At 64.2% G+C, this 23,359-nt stretch carries 16 protein-coding genes; 10 read left to right on the plus strand and 6 right to left on the minus strand.

Annotated features, from left to right (window positions below; all coding sequences use genetic code 11):
- The first annotated feature begins 139 nt into the window (after nucleotides 1-139).
- From I6F21_RS11835 to I6F21_RS11850, 4 genes are all read left to right on the plus strand, one after another.
- Entirely contained in the window at nucleotides 140-3,061 is a 2,922-nt protein-coding gene (locus tag I6F21_RS11835; protein ID WP_225183150.1) for a winged helix-turn-helix domain-containing protein, read from the plus strand.
- Nucleotides 3,062-3,136: 75 nt separating this feature from the next.
- Nucleotides 3,137-4,804, plus strand: coding sequence for a thiamine pyrophosphate-requiring protein (locus I6F21_RS11840; RefSeq protein WP_225139714.1), 1,668 nt, complete (start codon nucleotides 3,137-3,139; stop codon nucleotides 4,802-4,804).
- A gap of 104 nt (nucleotides 4,805-4,908) precedes the next feature.
- Nucleotides 4,909-7,401, plus strand: a complete 2,493-nt coding sequence (locus I6F21_RS11845; RefSeq protein ID WP_225139480.1) for a GAF domain-containing protein — start codon at nucleotides 4,909-4,911, stop codon at nucleotides 7,399-7,401.
- Between the two features lie 83 nt (nucleotides 7,402-7,484).
- Complete coding sequence (locus I6F21_RS11850) at nucleotides 7,485-9,134, plus strand: alpha/beta-hydrolase family protein (RefSeq protein WP_225139715.1); 1,650 nt, start codon at nucleotides 7,485-7,487, stop codon at nucleotides 9,132-9,134.
- A gap of 1 nt (nucleotide 9,135) precedes the next feature.
- Here I6F21_RS11850 and I6F21_RS11855 read toward each other — a convergent pair whose 3' ends face one another.
- The 5 genes from I6F21_RS11855 to I6F21_RS11875 all read right to left on the minus strand — a co-directional run bounded on the left by I6F21_RS11855 (nucleotide 9,136) and on the right by I6F21_RS11875 (nucleotide 16,080).
- Complete coding sequence (locus I6F21_RS11855; protein WP_225139481.1) at nucleotides 9,136-10,719, minus strand: MDR family MFS transporter; 1,584 nt, start codon at nucleotides 10,717-10,719, stop codon at nucleotides 9,136-9,138.
- A gap of 198 nt (nucleotides 10,720-10,917) precedes the next feature.
- Complete coding sequence (locus tag I6F21_RS11860) at nucleotides 10,918-12,255, minus strand: hypothetical protein (RefSeq protein WP_225139482.1); 1,338 nt, start codon at nucleotides 12,253-12,255, stop codon at nucleotides 10,918-10,920.
- Nucleotides 12,256-12,266: 11 nt separating this feature from the next.
- Nucleotides 12,267-14,288, minus strand: coding sequence for a S8 family peptidase (locus tag I6F21_RS11865; protein WP_225139483.1), 2,022 nt, complete (start codon nucleotides 14,286-14,288; stop codon nucleotides 12,267-12,269).
- Between the two features lie 11 nt (nucleotides 14,289-14,299).
- On the minus strand, nucleotides 14,300-15,433 hold the full coding sequence (locus I6F21_RS11870; RefSeq protein ID WP_109144373.1) for a patatin-like phospholipase family protein: 1,134 nt from the start codon (nucleotides 15,431-15,433) through the stop codon (nucleotides 14,300-14,302).
- Between the two features lie 137 nt (nucleotides 15,434-15,570).
- Nucleotides 15,571-16,080: a YcgN family cysteine cluster protein gene (locus I6F21_RS11875; RefSeq protein ID WP_036042979.1), complete on the minus strand. Its 510-nt coding sequence runs from the start codon at nucleotides 16,078-16,080 to the stop codon at nucleotides 15,571-15,573.
- A 293-nt stretch (nucleotides 16,081-16,373) separates the two neighbouring features.
- On the opposite strand from I6F21_RS11875, the gene I6F21_RS11880 reads away from it, so the two are divergent.
- The 6 genes from I6F21_RS11880 to I6F21_RS11905 all read left to right on the plus strand — a co-directional run bounded on the left by I6F21_RS11880 (nucleotide 16,374) and on the right by I6F21_RS11905 (nucleotide 22,593).
- Nucleotides 16,374-18,662, plus strand: a complete 2,289-nt coding sequence (locus I6F21_RS11880; protein WP_036005842.1) for a PBP1A family penicillin-binding protein — start codon at nucleotides 16,374-16,376, stop codon at nucleotides 18,660-18,662.
- Nucleotides 18,663-18,672: 10 nt separating this feature from the next.
- Nucleotides 18,673-19,251: a DUF1214 domain-containing protein gene (locus I6F21_RS11885; RefSeq protein ID WP_036005844.1), complete on the plus strand. Its 579-nt coding sequence runs from the start codon at nucleotides 18,673-18,675 to the stop codon at nucleotides 19,249-19,251.
- Nucleotides 19,248-19,832 (plus strand): DUF1254 domain-containing protein, encoded by a 585-nt coding sequence (locus I6F21_RS11890; protein ID WP_036005846.1) that lies wholly within the window; start codon nucleotides 19,248-19,250, stop codon nucleotides 19,830-19,832. The genes I6F21_RS11885 and I6F21_RS11890 overlap by 4 nt, the downstream gene beginning before the upstream one ends.
- 218 nt (nucleotides 19,833-20,050) lie before the next feature.
- Nucleotides 20,051-20,833, plus strand: a complete 783-nt coding sequence (locus tag I6F21_RS11895) for a sulfite exporter TauE/SafE family protein (protein ID WP_225139716.1) — start codon at nucleotides 20,051-20,053, stop codon at nucleotides 20,831-20,833.
- Between the two features lie 142 nt (nucleotides 20,834-20,975).
- Nucleotides 20,976-22,055, plus strand: a complete 1,080-nt coding sequence (locus tag I6F21_RS11900; protein WP_225139484.1) for a Cj0069 family protein — start codon at nucleotides 20,976-20,978, stop codon at nucleotides 22,053-22,055.
- Nucleotides 22,056-22,185: 130 nt separating this feature from the next.
- On the plus strand, nucleotides 22,186-22,593 hold the full coding sequence (locus I6F21_RS11905; protein WP_225139485.1) for a GFA family protein: 408 nt from the start codon (nucleotides 22,186-22,188) through the stop codon (nucleotides 22,591-22,593).
- A 237-nt stretch (nucleotides 22,594-22,830) separates the two neighbouring features.
- Here the strand turns inward: I6F21_RS11905 and I6F21_RS11910 are convergent, their stop codons facing one another.
- Nucleotides 22,831-23,310: a DUF411 domain-containing protein gene (locus I6F21_RS11910; protein ID WP_225139486.1), complete on the minus strand. Its 480-nt coding sequence runs from the start codon at nucleotides 23,308-23,310 to the stop codon at nucleotides 22,831-22,833.
- Nucleotides 23,311-23,359 lie beyond the last annotated feature (49 nt).

Here is a 23,359-nt window from a genome sequence, read left to right on the forward strand (position 1 = left end):
CGCCGCAGCACGCGAGCGAATTTGTCGCAGCCCTGTTTCGGACAAAGCCGCGCAATCGGGCGAATTCCGAACGGCTCTCTTTAACTATTGTGCAGTGCATGATAATTCTGGCGATCTGATTGATCGACTGGAATGAGCAATGCGGGCTGCCACGGAGACACGCCAACGGGGCACGGACCGACGGGAGCTCACTTACTGCTTCGGCCCCTTTCGGCTGATTCCGCGCCGCCAGTTGCTGCTTCTCGACGGGCGTCCGGTCAAGCTGGGCGGACGCGCATTCGAACTCTTGCATGTGCTGGTACAGCGCTGCGGCGAGCTGGTCAGCAAGACCGAACTGATGGCGGCGGCCTGGCCGGGCACCTTCGTCCACGACAGCAATCTCAAGGTCAACATGTGGAGCTTGCGGCGTTCGCTGGGAGACACCCAGATCGAGCCCCTCTACATCGCGACCGTGGCGCGCCGTGGATACAAGTTCATCGCGCAGGTGCAGATCAGCATCGGCGAGATCGACGACGATCTTGCGCTCGCCGAACCGCTCCCCTCGTCCAGTCCGCCATTGCTGCGCGGCATCGTTGGTCGTGAAGCGGAAATCGACGAAATTACCGGTCTGTTGACCGGCAACAGGCACGTGACCCTGGCGGGCGCCGGAGGAATCGGCAAGACGACGGTTGCCTTGGCTGTAGCCCAGGCGTTTGCGCCACAGTGCCGCGACGGCGTGTGCTTCGTCGATCTCGCAACGATCTCCGACCCGACGCTGTTCGGCGCCGCACTGGTGACGGCATTGGGCATCAGGGGCAATCCGGACAACAGCCTGGCTGCGGCCATCGACTATCTGAAACCGCGGCAGATGCTGGTCATTCTGGACAATTGCGAGCACGTCCTGCCAGCCGCAACGATCTTCGCCGGCAGGTTCATGGCGGAGGCATCGCCGTCCAAGCTGCTTGCGACGAGCCGCGAACCGCTCGGCACCGCCACCGAGCACGTCGTCCGGCTCGGCTCCCTGGTCTCACCCAAACCCGGCCACGCCCTGACCCCAGATCAAGCCGTCAGGTTTCCGGCAGTGCAATTGTTCGTCAGCCGCGCCGCCGAATGGGCGGACTACCAATTCGTCGATGATGATTGCGAGGCCGTTGCCACAATCTGCCACTCGCTCGACGGCCTCCCGCTGGCCATCGAATTGGCGGCAGCCCAGATCGGCAGGTTCAATCCTCACCAATTGGTGGAGTTGCTCGACCAGAATTTGGGTTTTCGTGCCCCCGCCGCCGATGGCGCGCCGCCGCGTCATGAAACGCTGATGGCGACGATCGACTGGAGCTTCAGACTGCTGTCGCAGCGGGAAGCCAGACTGTTCGGCCTGCTCTCGGTGTTCAGCGACGCATTCGAGGTCGAGGACGCGGTCTTCGTCGCCGAAGCGGCAGGGCTCACGCCGGTCGACGTCGTCACCGGCCTCGGCAGTCTCGTTGCCAAATCGCTCCTGAGCGCGCAGGCACATGGCGCGAGCCTGCGCTATCGCCTGCTCGACAGCACATGCCGCTATGCGAGCGAGCGGCGCCGGGCCGATCCTGCCTGCGACCAGGCGCTGCGCCGTCATGCGCAACGTGTCCTCACGCTGTTCGAGCAGTCCGAGGAGGAGTGGAACTGGCGCGAGCCGGCCGATTGGACCCAGCGTTACCTTGGCCGCATCGCCGACTTGCGCGCCGCTCTTTCATGGGCGTTCGGCGAGCACGGCGATGCCGTACTCGGGATCAGGCTCACGGTTGCGGCGATCACCTTGTGGTCGGAGACGTCGATCCTGTCGGAAGCGCAGGCGCGGTATGCGGACGCGCTCGCATTGGCCAAGACCGTCCCGTGCGACGATCTGTCGAAGACAAAACTCGCCTGCGCCCTTGGGTGGAGCCTCTTCTACGCCCGCAAGATGTCGAATGAGAACGAGATTGCCTGGCTCGATGCCATCCTCTTTGCAAAGCGGGCCGGCAACATCGAATATCAGCAGCGGGCGCTGGTCGGGTTCGGCTTCTACCTGCTGCAGATCGGCCAGGTCGAGCGCGCCATATCTTATCTTGAAGAGGCCACCGAGCTCGCCGACCGCGATCGCGATCTGACGGCGACGTCCGAAGCCGATCGCGCGCTGGCCTGGGCTCGCGCTTTTGCCGGCGAATTGAGCAGGAGCCGCCCTGTTCTCGACCGTCTTGCAGCGACCTACTCGCTGGCCGAAGGGCGTTCGCGCAAGGACGCGAACGAAGTCTATCGGTTCATCACCGTCCGCTTCAATCTGCCCTTCGTCGCGTGGATGCAAGGGCAAGCGGACTACGCGGCGAGACTCGCCAAGGACGCCATCGATGCCGCGGACCGCAGCGGCCATTGGGTGTCACAGTCGAACGCATTTGGGCTCGCCGCCCTTCCCGTTGCGCTCGAAACCGGCAATCTTGACGCGCTCGCGAGCTACACTGAGCGATTGCGTCGCAACCTTGAACGCGAGCGCATCTCACGCTGGGTTCCGGTCGAGCGCTATTTCTCCGCATGCCTTCGCGACCTGCGGGGCGATCCACGCGCGGTGGAGGATATTCGAGCCGCGATCGACGAACTGACAGAATGCCGGTTCTTGATGCGGATCGGCAGCTATCTCGCGGTCCTCGCCCGCGCCTATCTGAGGCAAGGGCGGATCGCGGAGGCGCAAGAAGCCATCACGCGGGCGATCGAGCATCAGGAACGCCAAGGCGAGCGCTGGTGCCGTCCGGAGCTCCAGAGAGTTGACGCCGCGATCCTTCTCCACACCGGCGAGCCGCTGCGCGCCGAAAAGCGGTTTCAGCAAGCGCTCGCGGAAGCGCGCAGGATAGGCGCGCTGACGTTCCAATTGCGGATCGCGACCGATCTCGCGGCACATTGGATCGCCACCTACCGCAGATCCAAGGCTGTCCGGCTGCTCTCGCCGATCTATCACGAGTTCACCGAGGGGTTCGGGACACCGGATCTGCTTGCGGCCCAGCGCCTGCTGCAGCCGACCGCGAGCGGCTGCAGCGACCATCGCAGGATGGAGCCGGTGCACGCTCGCGACGCATAGCTGGCCTACCGCCGCGCTCGCCGCCCGCGCTTTACGCTTCCGGAAATTCCTGATCCTCTCCTCCCAACAAGCCGGATCAACCGGCCTTGCCAGGGAGAGAGAGACGCCATGAAGCTCGGCACCGCCATTGCGGAAATCATGAGGCGCGAGGGGATCGAGATCCTCTGCGGCTATCCGGTCAATCATCTGATCGAGCACGCGGCCAAGGCCGAGATCCGGCCGGTGATGGTGCGGCAGGAGCGCGTCGGCATCCACATGGCGGACGCCATCTCGCGGGTGACGTCGGGGCGCAGCATCGGCGCCTTCTGCATGCAGCACGGGCCGGGCGCGGAGAATGCGATGGGCGGCGTGGCGCAGTGCTTCGGCGAATCCGTTCCCGTGCTGGTGCTGCCGATGGGCTATCAGCGCAGGCTGGCGCATATCGAGCCGAACTTCAATTCCAGCGAGACGATGAAGCCGTTCGCGAAATCGTCCGAGCCGATTATCCTCGCGAGCGAAGTCGTCAACATCTTCCGCCGCGCCTTCACCAAGCTGAAGAACGGCCGCGGCGGGCCCGTCATCGTCGAGATCCCCTCGGACATGTGGAACGAGGAGGTGTCGGAGCCACTGAACTATACGCCGGTGTTGCGCACCCGCTACGGCGCCGACCCCGTTCACGTCAAGGAAGCCGCCAGCCTGCTGGTGAACGCAAAACGGCCGGTGATCTATGCCGGCCAGGGCGTGCATTACGCGCAGGCCTGGCCGCAGCTGAAACGGCTCGCCGAGCGATTGGCGATCCCCGTCACCACCAGCTTGGGTGGCAAATCATCGTTTCCGGAGACGCATCCGCTGTCGCTCGGCTCCGGCGGCCTTGCAGTGCCGCGCGCGGTGCCGAAATTTCTGGCCGAGGCCGACGTCATTTTCGGCATCGGCTGCTCCTTCACCGAGACCAATTTCGGCATCGCGATGCCGAAGGGAAAGACCATCATTCATTCGACGCTCGATCCCAATCATCTCAACAAGGACGTCGAAGCGAAGATCGGCCTGGTCGGCGATGCCGGCCTCGTGCTCGACGCGCTGCTGGAGGAGATCGGCAAGACCGTCACCGCGGATCGCGATGCATCCGCCGTCGCGGCCGAGATCGCAGCCTCGCACAAGGAATGGCTGGCGAAATGGATGCCGAAGCTGACCAGCAATGACGCGCCGCTCAGCCCCTATCGCGTGCTGTGGGATCTCCAGCACACCGTGGACATCGCGAATACGATCATCACCCACGATGCCGGCAGCCCGCGCGACCAGCTCTCGCCGTTCTGGCGATCGGTCGAGCCCCTCACCTATCTCGGCTGGGGCAAAACCACGCAGCTTGGTTACGGCCTCGGTCTTGCGATGGGCGCCAAGCTGGCAAAGCCCGACAAGCTCTGCATCAACGTCTGGGGCGATGCTGCGATCGGCTTCACCGGCATGGATTTCGAGACCGCGGTGCGCGAGCGCATCCCGATCATGTCGATCCTGCTCAACAATTTCTCGATGGCGATCGAGCTGAAGGTGATGCCGATCTCGACCGAAAAATATCGCTCGACCGACATTTCCGGCGACTACGCCGCGATGGCCCGCGCCTTCGGCGGCTACGGAGAGCGGGTGACGCGGCCGGAGGACATCGTGCCCGCGATCAAGCGCGGCATCGCGAAGACGAGGGAAGGCGTGCCGGTGCTGCTGGAGTTCATCACAGCCAAGGAGACCGAGGTGTCGCGGCCCGGCACGTGAGCGGAGCCGGTGCGGGCACGGCTGCGAGCCGCTGGCTCCGGCCGCAGAAGTTGTGATAATCCGGCCCGGTGCCGCGCACGCCGCGGCATCAAGCTGGACCGGGAATGACGACCGTTTTGCAGGAAATCGAGGAACTCGAGCGCCGATTGCGGTCGGCCACCGCCGAGATTGCGCAGCTGCGGGCCGAGCTTGCGACGGCTCGGGATCGCCAGAGCGCCAGCGCCGAGATCCTGCGTACCATCGCGGCCTCGCCGTCCGATGCGCGGCCGGTCTTTACGGCGGTCGCCGCCAGCGCAAAGCGCCTGCTCGGCGGCTTCTCCGCCACCGTGCTTCAGTTCATCGGCGACGAGCTTCACCTCGTGGCGTTCACGCCGACCAATCCGGAGGCGGACGCGGGGCTCAAGGCGTCGTTCCCGCGCAAGATCGCGGACTTCCCGACTTTTGGCCTCGTGCGGGAGGGCCAGACGATCCAGTTTCCCGACAGCGAGGCGGCCGACGTCCCTGAACTGAACCGGGAGCTGGCGCGGCTGCGCGGCTTCCGCAGTGTGCTATTCATGCCGCTGATGAACCGGGGCGCGCCGGTCGGCATGATCAGCGTCACCCGCGCCGAGCCAGGATCATTCGCGCCCGACCTCGTCCAGCTGCTGCAGACCTTCGCCGACCAGGCCGTGATCGCGATTGAGAACGCGCGCCTGTTCAACGAGACGAAGGAGGCGCTGGAACGCCAGACCGCGACGGCCGATATCCTGAAGGTGATGGCGGCCTCCCCGTCCGACGTGCAGCCGGTATTCGAGGCCATCGCCACCAACGCCAACCGGCTGATCGGCGGCTTCTCCACCGCGGTGCTGCGTTATGTCGACGGCGCCGTGCACCTTGCGGCATTCACCCCGACGGATCCCGCGGGCGACCGCGTGCTCCAGGCCTCGTTCCCGGTGCCGTTCGCACAATTCCCGCCCTATCAGCTCGTGGCCAATGGTACCGCGGCGCAATTGCCCGACACCGAGGTCGAGCCGGCCGCGCGCGACATCGCGCGGGCCCGCGGCTATCGCAGCATGCTGTTCGCGCCTCTGATGAGCGAAGGCGAAGCCATCGGCATCATCATCGCGACGCGACGCGCGACCGGCAACTTCGCCGAGCATCATGTGCGCCTGCTGCAGACCTTCGCCGACCAGGCCGTGATCGCGATCAAGAATGTCAGCCTGTTCAACGCGACCAAGGAAGCACTGGAACGTCAGACTGCGACTGCCGACATTCTCAAGGTGATCGCGGCTTCACCGTCCGATGTCACGCCGGTGTTCCAGGCCATTTCCGACAGCGCCAAGGCGCTGATCGGAGCGCACTCCTCCACCGTCACCCGCGTCGTCGACGGCATGCTGCATCTGGCCGCCTTCACGACCGACAATGAGGCCGGCAATGCGGATCTGCTGAACTCATTTCCGACGCCGCTGTCCTCATCGGGCATTCACAGCCGGGTGGCGAGCAGCGGCGAGTATGCCTTCCGCAGCGACATGCAGAACGAGCCTGATCTTACCGAGGCCATGAAGGAGCTGGCGCGAACACGCGGTTATCGCAGCATCCTCGTGGTGCCGATGCTGCGCGATGGCCTTGCGATCGGCACCATCGCCGTCACGCGGCGGGAGCCCGGTTATTTTCCGGACAAAGCCATCAACCTGCTCAAGACCTTTGCCGACCAGGCCGTGATCGCGGTCGAGAACACGCGCCTGTTCAACGAGGTTCAGGACCGCACCAGCGAGCTCGCCAGATCGCTCGATGATCTCCGCGCCGCGCAGGACCGCCTGATCCAGACCGAGAAGCTGGCGTCACTGGGCCAGCTCACGGCCGGCATCGCGCACGAGATCAAGAACCCGCTCAACTTCGTCAACAATTTCGCCTCGCTGTCTGCCGAGCTGACCGAGGAGCTGAACGGGGTGCTCGCGCCAGTCCCGCTCCCCGAGAACGTCCGCGGCGAGGTCGACGAGCTGACGGGGCTTCTGCAGGACAACCTCGGCAAGATCGTGCAGCACGGCCGCCGCGCCGATTCCATCGTCAAGAACATGCTGCTGCATTCGCGCGAAGGCGGCGGCGAGCATGGGCTGAGCGACATCAATGCATTGGTCGAGGAGAGCCTGAATCTCGCCTATCACGGCGCACGCGCCGAGAAGCCCGGATTCCACGTGACGCTGAAGCGCGCGCTCGATCCAGCGGCCGGACAGGCCGAAGTGTTTCCGCAGGAAATCACCCGCGTGCTCCTGAACCTGATCTCGAACGGCTTCCACGCGGTCATCAGGCGCAAGGCCGACGGTGCCGCCGGTTACGAGCCGATTGTGACCGCCGCGACGCGCGATCGCGGCGATGACGTCGAGATCACGATCCGCGACAACGGCACCGGCATTGCCGACGATGTGAAGGAGAAAATGTTCAATCCGTTCTTCACCACCAAGCCAGCCGGCGAAGGCACCGGCCTCGGGCTGTCGATGACCCACGACATCGTCGTGAAGCAGCACGGCGGCACGATCGACGTCGCGACCGAGCCGGGCAAGTTTACTGAATTCACGATCGTGCTGCCGCGCAAGAGTGGTCTGTCAGGCAATAGCTGAGGTTGAATCGCGCGGTGGGTGCTTTCGGCAAACTGGCGTGGCTCATTCGGCGGCAATTGCTGTCGTTCTCCGGCGTCGGCCTCATGCTCGGTGCCCTGTTCTTCGCAGCCGCGCTGACGCCGACGCTGATCCCGCGGAGCTATCTCACGCAGGGCGCCATCGCCGGCGCCTGCTTCGGGATCGGCTATCTCGCCGGCAACGTCTGGCGCTGGCTGTGGCACTATCTGGAATTGCCCGAGCCGCCGGCGCGCCTGAGATCGACCGCAAACGCGCTGGTGGCGGCCGCCTGCCTGCTCGTCGTCATTGTTTTTCTGTGGCGGGCGGCCGGATGGCAGAACTCGATCCGCACCGTGATGAAGATGGCGCCAGTCGAGACCGCCCATCCGCTCAAGGTCTGCGCCATCGCCGTGATGACGTTCGTCGTGCTGCTGGTGCTGGCGCGGCTGTTCGCGCTTGCCGTGCGCCTCATCGCCGCGCGTGCGAGGCGCGTCATTCCGCGGAGGATCGCGAACGTCATCGGCGTGCTCGCCGCGGGCCTGTTGTTTTGGTCAATCGCCAGCAATGTCCTGATCCGCACGGCGTTCAACGCGCTCGATGTGTCCTTTCGCGAAGTCGACGCCTTGCTCGAGCCCGAGCGGCCGCAGCCGACCGCGCCCGAACGAACGGGAAGTGCCGCCTCGCTGGTGAAGTGGACGCAGCTTGGACGCATGGGGCGCAGATTTATTGCCTCGGGGCCGACCGCAACGGAGATCAGCGCCATTACAGGAAGGCCCGCGCTGGAGCCCGTGCGGGTCTATGTCGGCCTTGGCGGCGCCGAGACGGCGCAAGCGCGCGCCCGGCTTGCGCTCGACGAGCTCAAGCGGCAGCACGGGTTTGAACGCGACACACTCATCGTCGTTACGCCGACCGGAACCGGCTGGATCGACCCTGCCGCGATGGACACCGTCGAATATCTCCACCATGGCGACGTCGCCAGTGTCGCGATGCAGTATTCCTATCTCAACAGTCCGCTGACGCTGCTGTTTCAGCCCAAATCCGGTGCAGAAGCGGCGCGCGCCCTGTTTTCGGAAATTTACGGCTACTGGACGACGCTGCCGAAGAACCGGCGGCCGAAGCTGTACCTGCACGGACTGAGCCTCGGCGCGATGAACTCGGAAAAATCCGCAGAGCTGTTTGAGATGATCGGCGATCCGATTGCGGGGGCACTTTTGAGCGGCGCGCCGTTCGAAAGTCGCATCTGGCGCTCGATCACGGCAAACCGCAATCCGGGCACGCCGGCCTGGCTGCCGGAATTCCGCGACGGCCGCTTCGTGCGCTTCATGAACCAGAATGGACCGTCGGTGCCGGCAGATGCGCCCTGGGGTCCGATGCGCGTCGTCTATCTGCAATATGCGAGCGACGCGATCACCTTCTTCGCCTATCACGACGCCTATCGGCCCCCTGACTGGATGACGGCGCCGCGCGGGCCGGATGTGTCACCGGAGCTGCGATGGTATCCAGTCGTGACGATGCTGCAGCTCGCCCTCGACATGGCGGTCGCGACTAATACGCCGATGGGCTTTGGCCATGTCTATGCGCCCGAACATTACGTCGATGCCTGGGTCGCCGTCACCGATGTCCATGATTGGTCCCCCGACGCGCTGGCGCAGCTCAAGACCCATCTTGCAGCGGCGGCGCGAAAGGCCGCCGAGGGCAATGTCGCAAACGAGCCTTACGCCGATCGAGGCGGCTAGCCTACTCGGCCATCTCCACGGGCTGCTTGGCCGACGGTCCGGCCAGCGGCCGCTCCTCCATCGCGATCAGGCACAGCGCAGCGATCGTCATCAGCGCGGTGGCGGCGCCGAACACGTAGCGGAAGGCGTGCCGCATGTCGTCGGCGGGTATCGCGACGGCGCCCGCGGCGTGATGCTCGCCGGCGAGCGGGACGTCGGTGCCGAGCGCGATGAGCAGGATCGCGGCGAAGGCCGCCACCGTGAACGAGGACATCAGCGAGCGGAAGAAGTTCATCGCGCCGGTGATGGTGCCGACTTGCGGACGCGCCACCGAATTCTGCAGCGAGACCACGCACACCGGAAAAGTCGTGCCGAGTCCCAGCGCGAACGCGGCCATCAGCAGCAGCAGGCCCCAGAGCGGCAAGGTGGTGACCGTGAGAACGAGACCGCACAGCGCGGCCCATGACGTGCCAATGATGGCGACGCGCTTGTAGTGCTTGGCCCGAGCCATGGTGCGGCCGGCGACGGCCGCGCCGACGGTCGAGACCGCCGCGAGCGGGATCAGCGCAAGCCCCGCCTCGCTGGCGGTGAGATGATAGACCTGCTCGTAATAGAGCGGCAGCTGCACGGTCAGGCCGGTGATCGCCCCGAGGCCGCAGCCGCCCGCGGTCAGCGCGAACGGCGCCACCGATCCCGTCAACAAGGGCAGCGGCAAGAACGGCTCGTCGGCCCGCCGGGCGTGCCACACGAAGGTCACCGCGAGCGCGACGGCACCGCCCACCATCGCCAGCACCGTCGGCGAAAGCCAAGCATAGCGCGTCCCGCCCCAGGTCAGCACCAGCATGAAGACCACGGCGGACGCCATCAGCAAGAGGCCGCCGAGCCAGTCGACCTTGCGCTTGCGGTGGAACACCGGGATCTTCTTCATCTTCGGCAGCAGCAATGCGAGTGCTGCGGCCGCAAGCGGCAGGTTGATCCAGAAGATCATCGACCAGTGCAGATGCTCCGCGAACACGCCGCCGATGACCGGGCCGAGGATGCCGCCGACCATCCAGACGCTCGAGAAATAGGCCTGGTACTGCCCGCGCTCGCGCGGGCTCACCACGTCGGAGATCACGGTCTGCACCACCGGCATGATGCCGCCGCCGCCGAGGCCCTGAAGCCCGCGTGCCAGGATCAGCATCGGCATGTTCGGCGCGATCGCGCACAGCACCGAGCCCGCGACGAACAGGCTGAGCGAGATGATGATCATGACGCGGCGGCCGTAGATGTCGCTGAGCGTGCCGAACACCGGCGCAACCGCAGTCGAGGCGAGCAGATAGGCGGTGATCACCCAGGACAGATTGGAGACGTCCTGGAACTGGCGTCCGATGGTCGGCAGCGCCGTCGCCACGATGGTCTGGTCGAGCGCGGCCAGGAACATCGTCAGCATCAGGCTGATGACGATGGTGCGGACCTCGTCGGAGCTCAGCGGCACCGGCGGGGCGATCGAGGGCGCGTCGTCGACGCTGATGACCTCGCTCGGCAGGCGGGACAGCTCTTCGGCAATGTCGTCGGGCAAGGCCTGGATGTCGGCAGAATCGCTCTGCCGGTCGAACTTGTTCATCTCGATCGGGCGTCGTGACGCGGTGCAATACCGCGAAGGATTCGTACTATGCAGCCCAATGTAGAGGGGAAATTTCTTCCCAGGCAGGCACCGCGACGCATGGGTGCATCCCGCCGACGCATCCTCGCGGCTCCGTGATCGACAGGCGGAGCGGCGCCGTATGAGGTACTACTTGGGGCCTGAGCGCCCCCAAGCCCACTAAAGCTCAATGGGGTCCAGCAAGTTGATCAGATGCGGTTTGCCGGGATCAACGATGACCACTTTCTTGCCGAACTTGGGATTGCTCCGGAACAGAGCGCCGAGGCTGTGCTTTTCCGGCGACCAATTTTCTCGAACCGGCTTCTTGGTTGCCGGATTCTTCTTCTTGCGCGCCTTTTCCTTCGCCTGCTCCTTTTCCCAGTCGGCTTGGCGCTCGATATCGATCTCGTCAATCGGGTAGGTCAGGTGGATTGTGTATTCGGCGTCGACGCCCCGTGCTTTCAGCAGCATTTCCAGGGTCGCTCGTTCGGGGTTACCGTGCTCGCCATCGCCTGAGAAGACGTAGTGATCGGCAGGCAGACGTTCGAAGAAGATCGTCTCCATATTGTTGTCGCTGCCGTGGTGAGGAACTTTCAGGACGTGGACATGCCGTTTCCAGTTCTCCTTCTTCTTGTCCGCGTCCAAGAGCCCCGCCAGCTCCATTCCTTCCAAAATCTTGTCCCCGCGCGCGTCGCCGGTCAGCAGCATGCTCTTGCCGCCCATTTCAGCCAGAACGACGATGCTGGAGAGATTGGGCACCGACTTGTCGACGAATGCCGCCAGCATTGCTTCCGGGTTTTTCTTCCCCTGCTTTTGCTCCCTCAGCCATTTGTCATGGGCCTCCTGAAGGGCCAGCAATTCCGGCTGCATCGGTCCTGCCACGGTCATCTTGAGACCGCCATCCAACGTCACCGCTTCCGTATCCTCGGTTGCGACGATCAGCTCGCCGTCGAATTTGTGGTTCAGTTTCCATTGCCGACGCGCTGGCGAGCGCCGTTGCAACACTTCGCGATCATCACGCAATTGACGGCCTTGCGAAATGCCGGCGAGAACATCCACCGTCTGATGCACCTCTTCCTCGTCGAATTCTTCGTCGGGCTCAATTGCGTCAAAATCCGGCCTGCGCGCAGTGCCTGCCTCGAATGACGCCGGCCCAAATCCGGACAACAGTTCTTCAGGCGCAGTCGTAAGCAGATCGTCAAAGCTGTTGTGCCACAGGCTGGCGACCTTGAGACGGAGATCGGGACTGTTGCCCAGCTGATCCGCCGTTAGTTCGAGAATGCCCCTGATGTGATCGTCGTCGATATGACTGATCATCACAACGTCTATCGGCAAGGGATCATTCGGCTCCAATTCGCGCGAACGGTGAATCTGCGCGATTCTCGGCGCCAGATGTGGCTTATAGACCTTGGCAGGTCCTCCATCGATCAGCATCAGATGCGGATCGTCAGCTGTTCCGAAATGAAGGATCAGGCAATCGCCCTTGCGGGCACGCAAGACGTCAAGGCTAAAATGCATCGCATTCCTCCTCAGATCGATTGAAGAGCCCGCAACACGTCGAGCATGCCGTGCCCCTGAAAGCTGCGCTCGCGGCCAAGATCCGTCGCGCTCTCGCACAGGATGCGTTTGACCCGACGCGGCTGCCCGATCAGCTCTTCGTATCGGGCGAGCAGCATCGCCGCGGCTCCACTGACCATGGGAGCCGCCATGCTGGTGCCCGATTCCGGAGCCCAATCATCATTCGGAACGGTCGATAGAATTCGCTCACCGGGCGCGACGAGATCCGGCTTCGCGCGGCCATCGCCAGTTGGACCGCGGCTCGAGAAGAAGCTGATTCCGTATGTATGCGGCCAATTCCCGTGGGTCGATCCAACCGTGATGACGCCCTCGGCGTTTCCTGGATCGGTAATACTGAAGGCGGCGTAATTTTCGAACGGACCGTCCTTCGTTTCGAATTTCTGAAAGCCGCGATTACCCGCTGCGGCCACGACCACCACTCCGCTTTCGACCAAACGCTCGCATTCGTTGCAAATCGGCGTCCGCCCACATGCAAAATTGCGCACGTTATGGGGAATTGAGAGGCTGAGATTCGCGCCGTGAATCATGATGTAGTTGTGCCGCTCGTTGACGTAACGGATGTACTGCATGGCAGCGATAACGGCGAACTCGGTCTCCTCCAGGCTCGCACCCAGCACGCGGAAATCGTACAGTCCGATGTCCGGGCACATGCCGCCAGCGTATTTGCCGTCCTTCTGGTCCGCTCCGATGATTCCGGCAACGTGGGTCCCGTGCGAACTGGGCAGCTTTTCAGACTTGTCGTTTGGATCCGGCCTCTTGACCGTGATTAGCCTTTCGACGGTCGCCCAGTTGATGGGGCGCTCCTTCTCGAAGTCTTCGGCAATCTTCTCTAGATTGACGTCCACCTCGGCTCCAGCGAGCCCGGACGTTCGGATCAGCTTTTCGCGGGTTTGAGCATCGACGTCACCCGTCTCACTGCTAACGATCTCGCGAATATTCGTGAAGTCGAAGATTTTCCTGACACGCGACGTCGGCTTCTCGCCGGACGTCATGAACGCGTCGTGATTGTTTTGAATACCGGAATCAAGAACTGCCCAAACGATGTTCTTGCACTGGACGTTGAACAGCGACCTCGCAGCGTCGGCCTTGACCGCTGGCACCGACCGATCGAGCGCGGGAACGGCCGATCGGTTGAGCGATACCTGGAAAATACAAGTTGGTCTCTCTTCCGCCGGCTCGCTCCTGGTATCGACGCCGTCGTTCTGCTGCCGAGCATTCTCGTCCGCTTTGACTACTTCATAAAGTGCGAACATGCCGGAGAGAATCTCGTCAGCATAGTCCCGGTATCGTTCCAATGCCTGCTCAAAGGTCAGTGGCTCCAGTGGTTCGTCCCAACCGACGGGACGTTCCAGCTTGCAAATCCAGTAAATCAATCCGGCGAGCGCGATATACCTTTGGAGCGACGTGGCATTGTCCAATGTGCGTTCGCGCAGCGCGTTGGATCTCTTCGGCCCTTGCTGGAGCAACTTTTTGATCGTCCCCTGATTATCGCCGGCATCCACGCCTTCGATCCTTTCGGCCACCTTCGGCTCGCGCCACCATTGTGTCCGCGGCACCAGGATGCGCAGCACTTGGTCGAAATAGAGCCGCGCACCGACGAGCCCCTGCAAATAGGCGACCTTGGCCTTTGTTGGAGGCCGGCCAGGCGGCGCAGATTCGACCGGCACTTTCAGCGCGCTTGCGATGGTACGGGCCACGCTCACCGCGGTCGCATTCTTGTGCGGCGTAATCAGAACGTCCTGGGCGATGCCCGGATCGAGAGCGTAAGCCGCCCAGACATCGCCGAGCAGCGGCGAGTCCTGCAGCACGCGCCTGTCGTCGCGGGGACCCAGGAGGATATGTTCGACCACTTCGGGCGGAACAGAGAACTGCTTGGGTCTTCCGTCGGCCGAGACCGGCCAAGTCGGCCCGCGGCTCTTGGGTGTGCCGCTTTGCGGTTTTGCACGCCGCTTACGCCCCTTGTCGTCCGCCATTGTCGTCTTCCTCAGACACCAGACTGCGGATAGGGAAAGGCGGGCGGCGGCCCGACCGCCGCGAGATGCTTGCGCAGGGCTGCATCACACACGGCGTAGCCCCAGTTGATCAGTCTTTCCTGCGTCGTCGCGTCCAACCGCTTCAGACGTGTCGGCACTTCCGCAAGTTGCAATGTACGCTCGAAAGGACACGGCAGAGCATCGGCCAGCCCGTAATTCGCGATGTCGGTGCGGATGCCCCAATAGGCGCCCTTGCGCGTTCCCGATTTGAAGGAGTCGATGACCTGGCGCTTGCGCAGCGAACGCACCTGATTGTCGATCAGATTGAGGATCCGGTAGGAATGCCGCGGCCAGTCCGTCTCCGGCTCCTCCTCAGCCTCGATCTTGCCGCCGGCGTCGCTGACCAGAACGGTCTGGTGGCGCTTCCATGCGGTCTCGAGGCCGAGATTGTCGTAGACGCCGCCATCGCTGAGAACGACGCGCGTTGTAAATGGAGGCCGCTGCAGGTCGAGCCCGGTACCGGGCACGAAATCGCTGTCCTTGAGGCGCAATTCGAAGGGAGAGAGGACCGGAGGAAAAGCGGAGGACGCCGCCACGGCTTGCGCCAGCAGAATTTCTGGATTCTTCACCTCGCCGACGCGGTAGTCGCGCATATAGGGCTTCATGAAGCGCCAGAGCGCGCCTGACTGCACGTTCGTCGCATTGATCACGAAGCGCGGCTCGTCAGGCATATCCTGCAGAGTCTTGCCGCGAAACAGGTGATCGTCATACGCCTCGGCAATCCGGTCGCCGATGCTGCCTGGTAACAGTGCGCCCAGGATGACCGACTCGGCGTCGATTGTGATGCCGGCGAAGGCGCGCAACGGCGCGACGAATTTCGGAATGAAATCGCTGTCGACGCTGTCGGGTGTGAAGCTGAGGCCCGGCCACGCCAGCGCCAACATGCCGGCAGTGATCGACCCGCCGGAAACGCTCGATATGCGCCTGACGTTCTTCAGCAGTCCTGTTTCATATAGGCGCCACAGGACGCCGACATGAAACACCATCGCGCGATATCCTCCGCCGGAAAGGCAGAGCGCAGTGGTTGGTTTCAGCGGCTTGTTCTCGTCGTCGGTCGGTATCGGGTGAACCGGATCGGTAATCATGGGGCCCCCAAAAATCCTAGGGTACCTTCAGCAATTCAAAACAACCTGAATATAGCCATAGCAGAATCTACAACCAGCTTAGCACCTCAACCCCTGAATGTGAAGCGCATCTGCATGCGACCGCTGCGCACAGCTGTTCAAGGTCGCTTCTTCAGACGCGCCCGCTTCGGCAAGGTCGCCGGCCATTGCACGATGTGGTCCTCGAGCTCCTCGTCCGGGACCTCCTCCTCGCTGCCCTCCACGCGGCCGCGCACGGAGACGCCGGCTTCGTGCACGGTGTTGGGGTCACCCGAAACCAGCGGATGCCACCAATAGAGGTCGCGCCCTTCGGCGACGAGCTTGTAGCCGCAGCTCGGCGGCAGCCAGTTCAGGGTGCGGACATTGGCCGGGGTCAGGCGGACGCAGTCCGGAACCTTGTCGGAACGATTCGGATAGTCCTTGCAGGCGCAGCTCGTCCCGTCGAGCAGCTTGCAGCCGATATGGGTGAAGTAGATCTGCCCGGTATCCTCGTCTTCGAGCTTGTTCAGGCAGCAGCGGCCGCAGCCGTCGCACAGGCTTTCCCACTCGCGCTCCGACATCTGTTCCAACGTCTTGGTTTTCCAGAAGAATCCTTCCTGGCCTTGAGATCGTTTGGGAGCTGCGGTCATGCGCCTCAACAACAGTTCGAAAGAGCTACGGCAACGCCATCTAGGGCGCGCGGCGGCAATGGTGCAAGCGAGGCCCCTTTGAGGCCCGTAATGAACCGGGGGTCAATTAGGCCTGTTGTTCAAAATAGCGAGCGTGGCCATTGGTTTATGAGCCCCGCTCGGCTAGAAGGAACAGCAAGTCCCTCGGATGCTGGCCGGGCGCCTTGGGTTTGCCGCAACATACCCGCAAGACGTCTCGATGCCGCCCCGGCCGGGTGCTTGAACGCTTTCGAAGCAAGCCGCAAGGGTTCTAGGTGCGCCAGATCATACCACCGCATTGGAAGCAGAGGATCCGGAATTTCTTCCTGGATCTCGATGCGCGCATCGACTCCTCGCTGTTCTCCTCGGCCAAGGGCATCCGCGAGCTCTACGAGCGCTACTCGACCTTCATGGACCGCTTCTATGTCGGGCGGTGGAAGCGCTGGGTGTTCATCGAGCCATTCTCGGAGGCCGCAACCCTCGGGCTTGGCGGCCTTGTCGTGATGCTCGCCCTCGCCATTCCGGCCTTCCGCGAGACCGCGGACGAGGACTGGCTGAAGAAGTCCGACCTCGCGGTGAGCTTCCTCGACCGCTACGGCAACCCGATCGGCAGCCGCGGCATCAAGCACAACGACTCCATTCCGCTGGAAGACTTTCCGGACGTGCTGATCAAGGCGACGCTGGCGACCGAGGACCGCCGCTTCTACGAGCATTTCGGCATCGACATCGCCGGCACTGCGCGCGCGCTCGTCACCAACGCGCAAGCCGGCGGCGTGCGCCAGGGCGGCTCCTCGATCACCCAGCAGCTCGCCAAGAACCTGTTCCTGAGCAACGAGCGCACCATCGAGCGCAAGGTCAACGAGGCCTTCCTCGCGATCTGGCTGGAATGGCGCCTGACCAAGAACGAGATCCTCAAGCTCTATCTCGACCGCGCCTATATGGGCGGCGGCACCTTCGGCGTCGACGGCGCGGCGCATTTCTACTTCAACAAGTCCGCGCGCGACGTGACGCTGGCGGAAGCGGCGATGCTCGCCGGCCTGTTCAAGGCGCCGACCAAGTACGCCCCGCACATCAACCTGCCCGCCGCCCGCGCGCGCGCCAACGTCGTGCTGGACAACCTCGTCGATGCCGGCTTCATGACCGAGGGCCAGGTGTTCGGCGCCCGCCGCAACCCCGCCTTCGCGGTCGACCGCCGCGACGAGGCCTCGCCGAACTATTATCTCGACTACGCCTTCGACGAGATGCGCAAGCTGGTCGATACCTTCCCGAAGTCCTACACCGAGCGCGTCTTCGTGGTGCGCACCGCGATCGATGCCAACGTGCAGAAGGCGGCCGAAGACGCTGTCGAGAACCAGCTGCGCCAGTTCGGCCGCGACTATCACGCGACGCAGGCCGCGACCGTCGTCGCCGATCTCGACGGCGGCATCCGCGCGATGGTCGGCGGCCGCGACTACGGCGCCAGCCAGTTCAACCGCGCCACCGACGCCTATCGCCAGCCCGGCTCCTCGTTCAAGCCCTACGTCTACACCACCGCGCTGCTGAACGGCTACACGCCCAACTCGATCGTGGTCGACGGCCCGGTCTGCATCGGCAATTGGTGCCCGCAGAATTATGGCCATTCCTATTCCGGCTCGGTGACGCTGACGCAGGCGATCACCCGTTCGATCAACGTCGTGCCGGTGAAGCTGTCGATCGAGATCGGCCGGAAGAACGAGCCCAAGACGCAGAACCCCGCCAAGGTCGGCCGCGCCAAGATCGTCGAGGTCGCGCGCCGCTTCGGCATCAAGGCGCCGCTGCCCGACACGCCGTCGCTGCCGATCGGCTCGGACGAGGTCAACGTGCTCGAGCACGCTGTCGCATACGCGACCTTCCCCAATCGCGGCAAGGCGGTGACGCCGCATGCGGTGCTGGAAGTGCGCACCGGCGCGGGCGACCTGGTCTGGCGCTGGGACCGCGACGGCCCGAAGCCGCGGCAGGCGATCCCCGCTTCCGTCGCCGCCGACATGTCCGGCATGATGAGCCACGTCGTCAGCGAAGGCACCGCACGGCGCGCCGCGCTGGACGGCATTCCGACCGCGGGCAAGACCGGCACGACCAATGCCTATCGCGACGCCTGGTTCGTCGGCTTCACCGGCAATTTCACTTGCGCGGTGTGGTACGGCAACGACGATTACTCGCCGACCAACCGCATGACCGGCGGCTCGCTGCCGGCGCAGACCTGGCACGACATCATGCTCGTGGCGCATCAGGGCGTGGAGGTCCGGGAGATTCCCGGCATCGGCATGGGCCAGAAGCTGCCGCCGCAGCATGTGAGCAACGCGCAGGCCAACGCAGCGCCGAAGGTGCTGGAGACCAAGCCCGGTCCGCCGCCGGTGCTGACCAAGCGCGGCGCGGACATCCTGGTGCGGGTCGAGAAGCTGCTGGATGATGCGGCAAAGGCCGCGAACAAATCGACGGCGAATGACAGCAAGCCGGCCAGGCCGTCCTCGTCGACGAGCGCGCTCGCCTTCCCGCAGAACTATGCGGAAGACAACGCCAACACCTCTGCCCCGCGCAAGAACTGATCGAAAGCAAGTGCGGCTGATCCTGACCACATTGACGGCGCTTCTTCTCGCGACGGTCGTCGGCGTCGGCGCGACGTGGATGACCACGACGCGCGGCACCGAGATCGGCGCGCTGACCATCGGCCCCTGGACCGCACGGCCGCGCACCGGCACCGCCGACGTCGATCCCTATTCGCGCGCCACCATCGTCCGCAACGGCGAGCTGCCGATCGGCACCGGCGACGGTGTCGCCTTCACCGCCACCACCGACGACAGGAAGAAGGCGCTCGACGGCCGCTGCGACGTGGTCGTCTCCGGCGTGACGCCGCCGGCGCGGTTCTGGACGCTGACGCTCTACGACCGCAAGGGCCATCTCGTCGCCAATTCGCTGCAGCGCTACGGCTTCACCAGCCAGGAGATCGTGCGCTCCTCCGACGGCTCGTTCGAGATCCGGATCGCCTCGCGCTCGCGCGCCGGCAATTGGCTGCCGACCGGCGGCATCGAGCGCTACGCCTTAATGCTGCGTCTCTACGACACGCCGGTCGGCGTTGGAACGCGCACCCAGCGCGATGCGCCGATGCCGAGCATCACCACGGTGGGCTGCTCATGATCCGGCTCGTCTTCACCGTCGTCGCCGGCGTGGTGCTGGGCCTCGTGGTCCATCTCGTCAGCGTGCTGGCGCTGCCGCGGATTGCCACACAGGATGCCTATTCGCGGCTGACGCCGATGACCAGGGTGAACGCCGTCACCCAGCTTCCCCTCGCCGATCCCAACAATTCGCCGATGCCGTTCATGGATCCGGCCTTCGCGCTGGCGATCTGTCGTTATGATCTGTCTGGCGGGCCGATCAAGCTCACCGTGCCGGTGAGCCAGGCCTACACCTCGGTGTCGTTCTACACCCGCAACGAGATCGCCTATTACGCCATCAACGACCGCTCCGCGGGCCGCAAGGTGATCGAGCTCGACCTGATGACGGAAGCGCAGCATAGCGAGCTGCCGGAGGACGAAGAGGTCACCGCGGCCGACCGCCTGATCATCGATTCCCCGACCACGACCGGCCTGATCCTGATGAAGGCGCTCGCGCCCGAGCCCGGCTTGATGCAGCAGGCGCAAGGCTCGCTCCAGGCTGCGACCTGCGCCCCGCAGACCGAGCCGCCGGCCAAGGCCGAGGCACCGCGCAGCCGGCGGTGAGCGCGGCCGCCAACAAAGTGCGAAAACAACCCCATGCACAGTAGCGGGGCGTTGAAATCATTACGCTCTTCCGCCGACCGCAACGATACCGCCGGGGACGCGTGCGTACCTTTGACTCGTCGGGCAAAACAGGGGCATACTGGCATCATCGAGAGTTGATCACACCCGCACGGAGCCGTCCGTCGCGGGTGTTGTCTTTGGCGCATCTTTCCGTGTCCATGCGAAACAATCCTGCCGCGTTCGGCTCGGGCACAATCATCGGCACTCTGGGCGGCTTGATTGGTCTCGGCGGTGCAGAATTTCGGCTGCCCCTGCTCATCAGCCTGTTCGGATTTCGCGGCCTCGAGGCCGTGATTCTGAACAAGGCGACGAGCCTGATCGTGGTGGCGAGCGCACTGCCGTTTCGCGCACGCGCCGTTCCGTTCGCGGAGATACATGCCCATTGGCCGATCATCCTGAACCTGCTGGCGGGCAGCCTCGTCGGCGCCTATGCGGGGGCATCCTGGGCGACGCGTCTGGAGTCCGGGACGCTCTACAGGATCATTGCCGTCCTGCTGCTCCTGATCGCCGGCATGCTTCTGTTCGCACATGGCAACGAGGCGGCAACCCCACCGGCGCTGACAGGCGCGAGCCTGATCGTCGGGGGCATAGCAGCGGGCTTTGCGATCGGGATCGTGGCATCGTTGCTCGGCGTTGCCGGAGGGGAATTCCTGATCCCCACCCTCATCCTGTTGTTCGGCGCGGACGTGAAGCTGGCAGGCAGTCTCTCACTCGCGGTGAGCCTGCCGACCATGCTGGTGGGATTTGCGCGCTATAGTCGCGACCAGAGCTTTTCGGTGCTCCGCGCGAATTGGCAGTTCATGCTTGCGATGGCCATCGGGTCCATCACCGGCACATTCATAGGCGGCCTGCTTCTGGGCGTCGTCCCGAATTCGATTCTTCTGCCGGGATTGGCTGTGATCCTGGTCATTTCGGCAGTGAGAATCTGGCGGCATGAGTAGGCTGCCTCAGGGTGACTATGCGGGACCACTCTTGAAACTTGAAGGCCATCTCACGTAAAATGGTCCGCGTGGGGACGATGCAGACTCCCCGTGAGACCCAGGTCCAAGCTCTGCGCAGCACGCAATTCCGTGGAGCTTGCGCATGGACACCGAACGTCACTCCTCTCCCCTCCGAACCATCTCCATCCTCTCGCGCGGCGACATTGTCGCGCGGCGCGAGGCGACGGCGCAGAACAGCCGCTTCGTCCGCGTCTTCGAAGCGCTCGCCGCCGCGGGCATCGACGCCTTCCCAGTGATCTATGACGAGAGCTTTGCGGGCGCGGTCCGCGACCAATTGCTTGCAGCCGACGGCGTGCTGGTCTGGGTCGATCCGATCCACCAGGGCAAGACCCGCGCCGAGCTCGACGCCCTGCTGCGCGACGTCGCGGCGCAAGGGCCATGGGTGAGCGCGCATCCGGACATCATTCTGAAGATGGGCGTCAAGGAGGTGCTCTACCGGACACGGCATCTGGGCTGGGGCGCCGACACGCACCGCTATGACACCGCCATAAGCTTCCGCAGCCAGTTTCCGGCGCGCCTTCGTGCCAGCGGCCCGCGCGTGCTGAAGCAGAACCGCGGCAATGGCGGCCAAGGGGTCTGGAAGGTTGAGGCCCTGCCCGATACCGAAGGCATGGTTCGCGTGCTGCATGCGCAGCGCGGCAGCACGCCGGAGGACATGCCGATCGATGCGCTGCTCGCACGGTGCGAGCGCTATTTCGGTTGGGGCGGCTGCATCATCGACCAGGCGTTTCAACCGCGCCTGCCCGACGGCATGATCCGCTGCTACATGAGCGGCGCCAAAGTCGCAGGCTTCGGACACCAGAAGATCAAGGCGCTGATCCCGCCGCCGCCGGAGGGACCGGAGGCGCCTGAGGCGCAGCCCGGGCCGCGGATCATGCACGGGCCTGATGCTCCGCCATTCCAGGCGCTGCGAGGAGCGATGGAGGACGAATGGACGCCGCAGATGATGGCAACGCTCGGCATCGATGAGTCGTCATTGCCGGTGATCTGGGATGCGGACTTCCTGTACGGGCCGAAAGATGCGGCCGGCGCAGACACCTACGTGCTCTGCGAGATCAACGCGAGCTCGTGCTTTGCGATCCCCGAGGAGGCGCCGGCTGCGATCGCGCGGACGGTGAAGCAACGGCTGATGCGGATCGAGCGCACACGGGCGCGAACTTAGCCTGGTCGCGCTCGTCGGAAATGGCAGCAGCTGTCAGCGACAGTAGGACGCAATCTCGAATTGGTTGCATTGTTGAAGCCAAAACGCTCGAGAGCTATCGATCTGAAGTTATCTTCGATCGGAGGAACGCATGAGCAAAATCACGGGCGGCTGTCACTGCGGTGCAATCCGTTACGAGGTCGAAGGCGAGGCGATCGTGCACGCGCTTTGCCACTGCCGCGATTGCCGGCTACACGCCGGGGCTCCGGTCGTCGGCTGGACGATGTACCCGGACGGCGCGGTCAAGGTGACCAAGGGCGAATCGAAGGTTTACCGCTCCTCGGAACACGGGCGGCGGCACTTTTGCAGCGCGTGCGGAACCGGACTGTTCTACGTCAATGCCAGCATGCTGCCGGGGGTCATCGACATCCAGAGCGCGACCTACGACGATCCCGAGGCCGTGCCTGCCACGATGCAGATCCAGGTCGCCGAGCGCCTGCGCTGGATGGAGCATGCGCATGAATTGCCGACCTTCGAGCGCTATCCGCCGCAGCCGTAGTGGTGGCTAGGCGGAATGACCTTAGGTTGAATCGATTGCCACGGGCTCGGTGCAACCTCTCCCGCTTGCGGGAGAGGTCGACGCGAAGCGCCGGGTGAGGGCTTTCTCCTCTTGGGGATTGTCCCATTGCGGAAGCACCCTCTCCCCAACCCTCTCCCGCGAGCGGGAGAGGGAGCGCACCTCCGTCGTTGCGCGATCAGGGCTCATGTCATCGCACTCTAGCCTCGCGCAGCACTCTCAATCAATTTCCTGCGCGCCGATGAAGCGCATGAACGGCTTCTGACCGTCGGCACCGAACAGCACGACCTCGTAACGCTGCGACTTGCCGCCTTCCATGCCCGGCGATCCGACCGGCATGCCCGGCACGGCTATTCCCTTCGCGTTCGGACGCTCCGCGAGGAGGCGTCGCACGGCCGCAGCCGGCACGTGCCCCTCGACGACATAGCCAGCGACCTCTGCCGTGTGACACGCGACCAGGTTCGAGGGGACGCCGAGACGCGCCCGGATCGGCTCGAGGTCGGGAGTCTCCTCCACCTGGGCGGTAAATCCTGCGTCCCGCAGATGCTGCACCCAGCCGGCGCAGCAGCCGCAGCTCGGATCCCGGTGCACCGTGAGCGCGGCTGCGTCGGATGCTGCCGCGGCGGGCCTTGCAAAAGCTGCCGCGGCCATCAGCCCGACAAGGGACCGGCGGGTCATCAGATATGCGCGTTGCTTCATCTTCGGCTTCATCTTCGGCTTCCTCTTCTGTCACTCCGTCGCCCTGACA

Source organism: Bradyrhizobium sp. NBAIM03 (assembly GCF_020194055.1).
GTDB classification, from domain to species: domain Bacteria; phylum Pseudomonadota; class Alphaproteobacteria; order Rhizobiales; family Xanthobacteraceae; genus Bradyrhizobium; species Bradyrhizobium yuanmingense.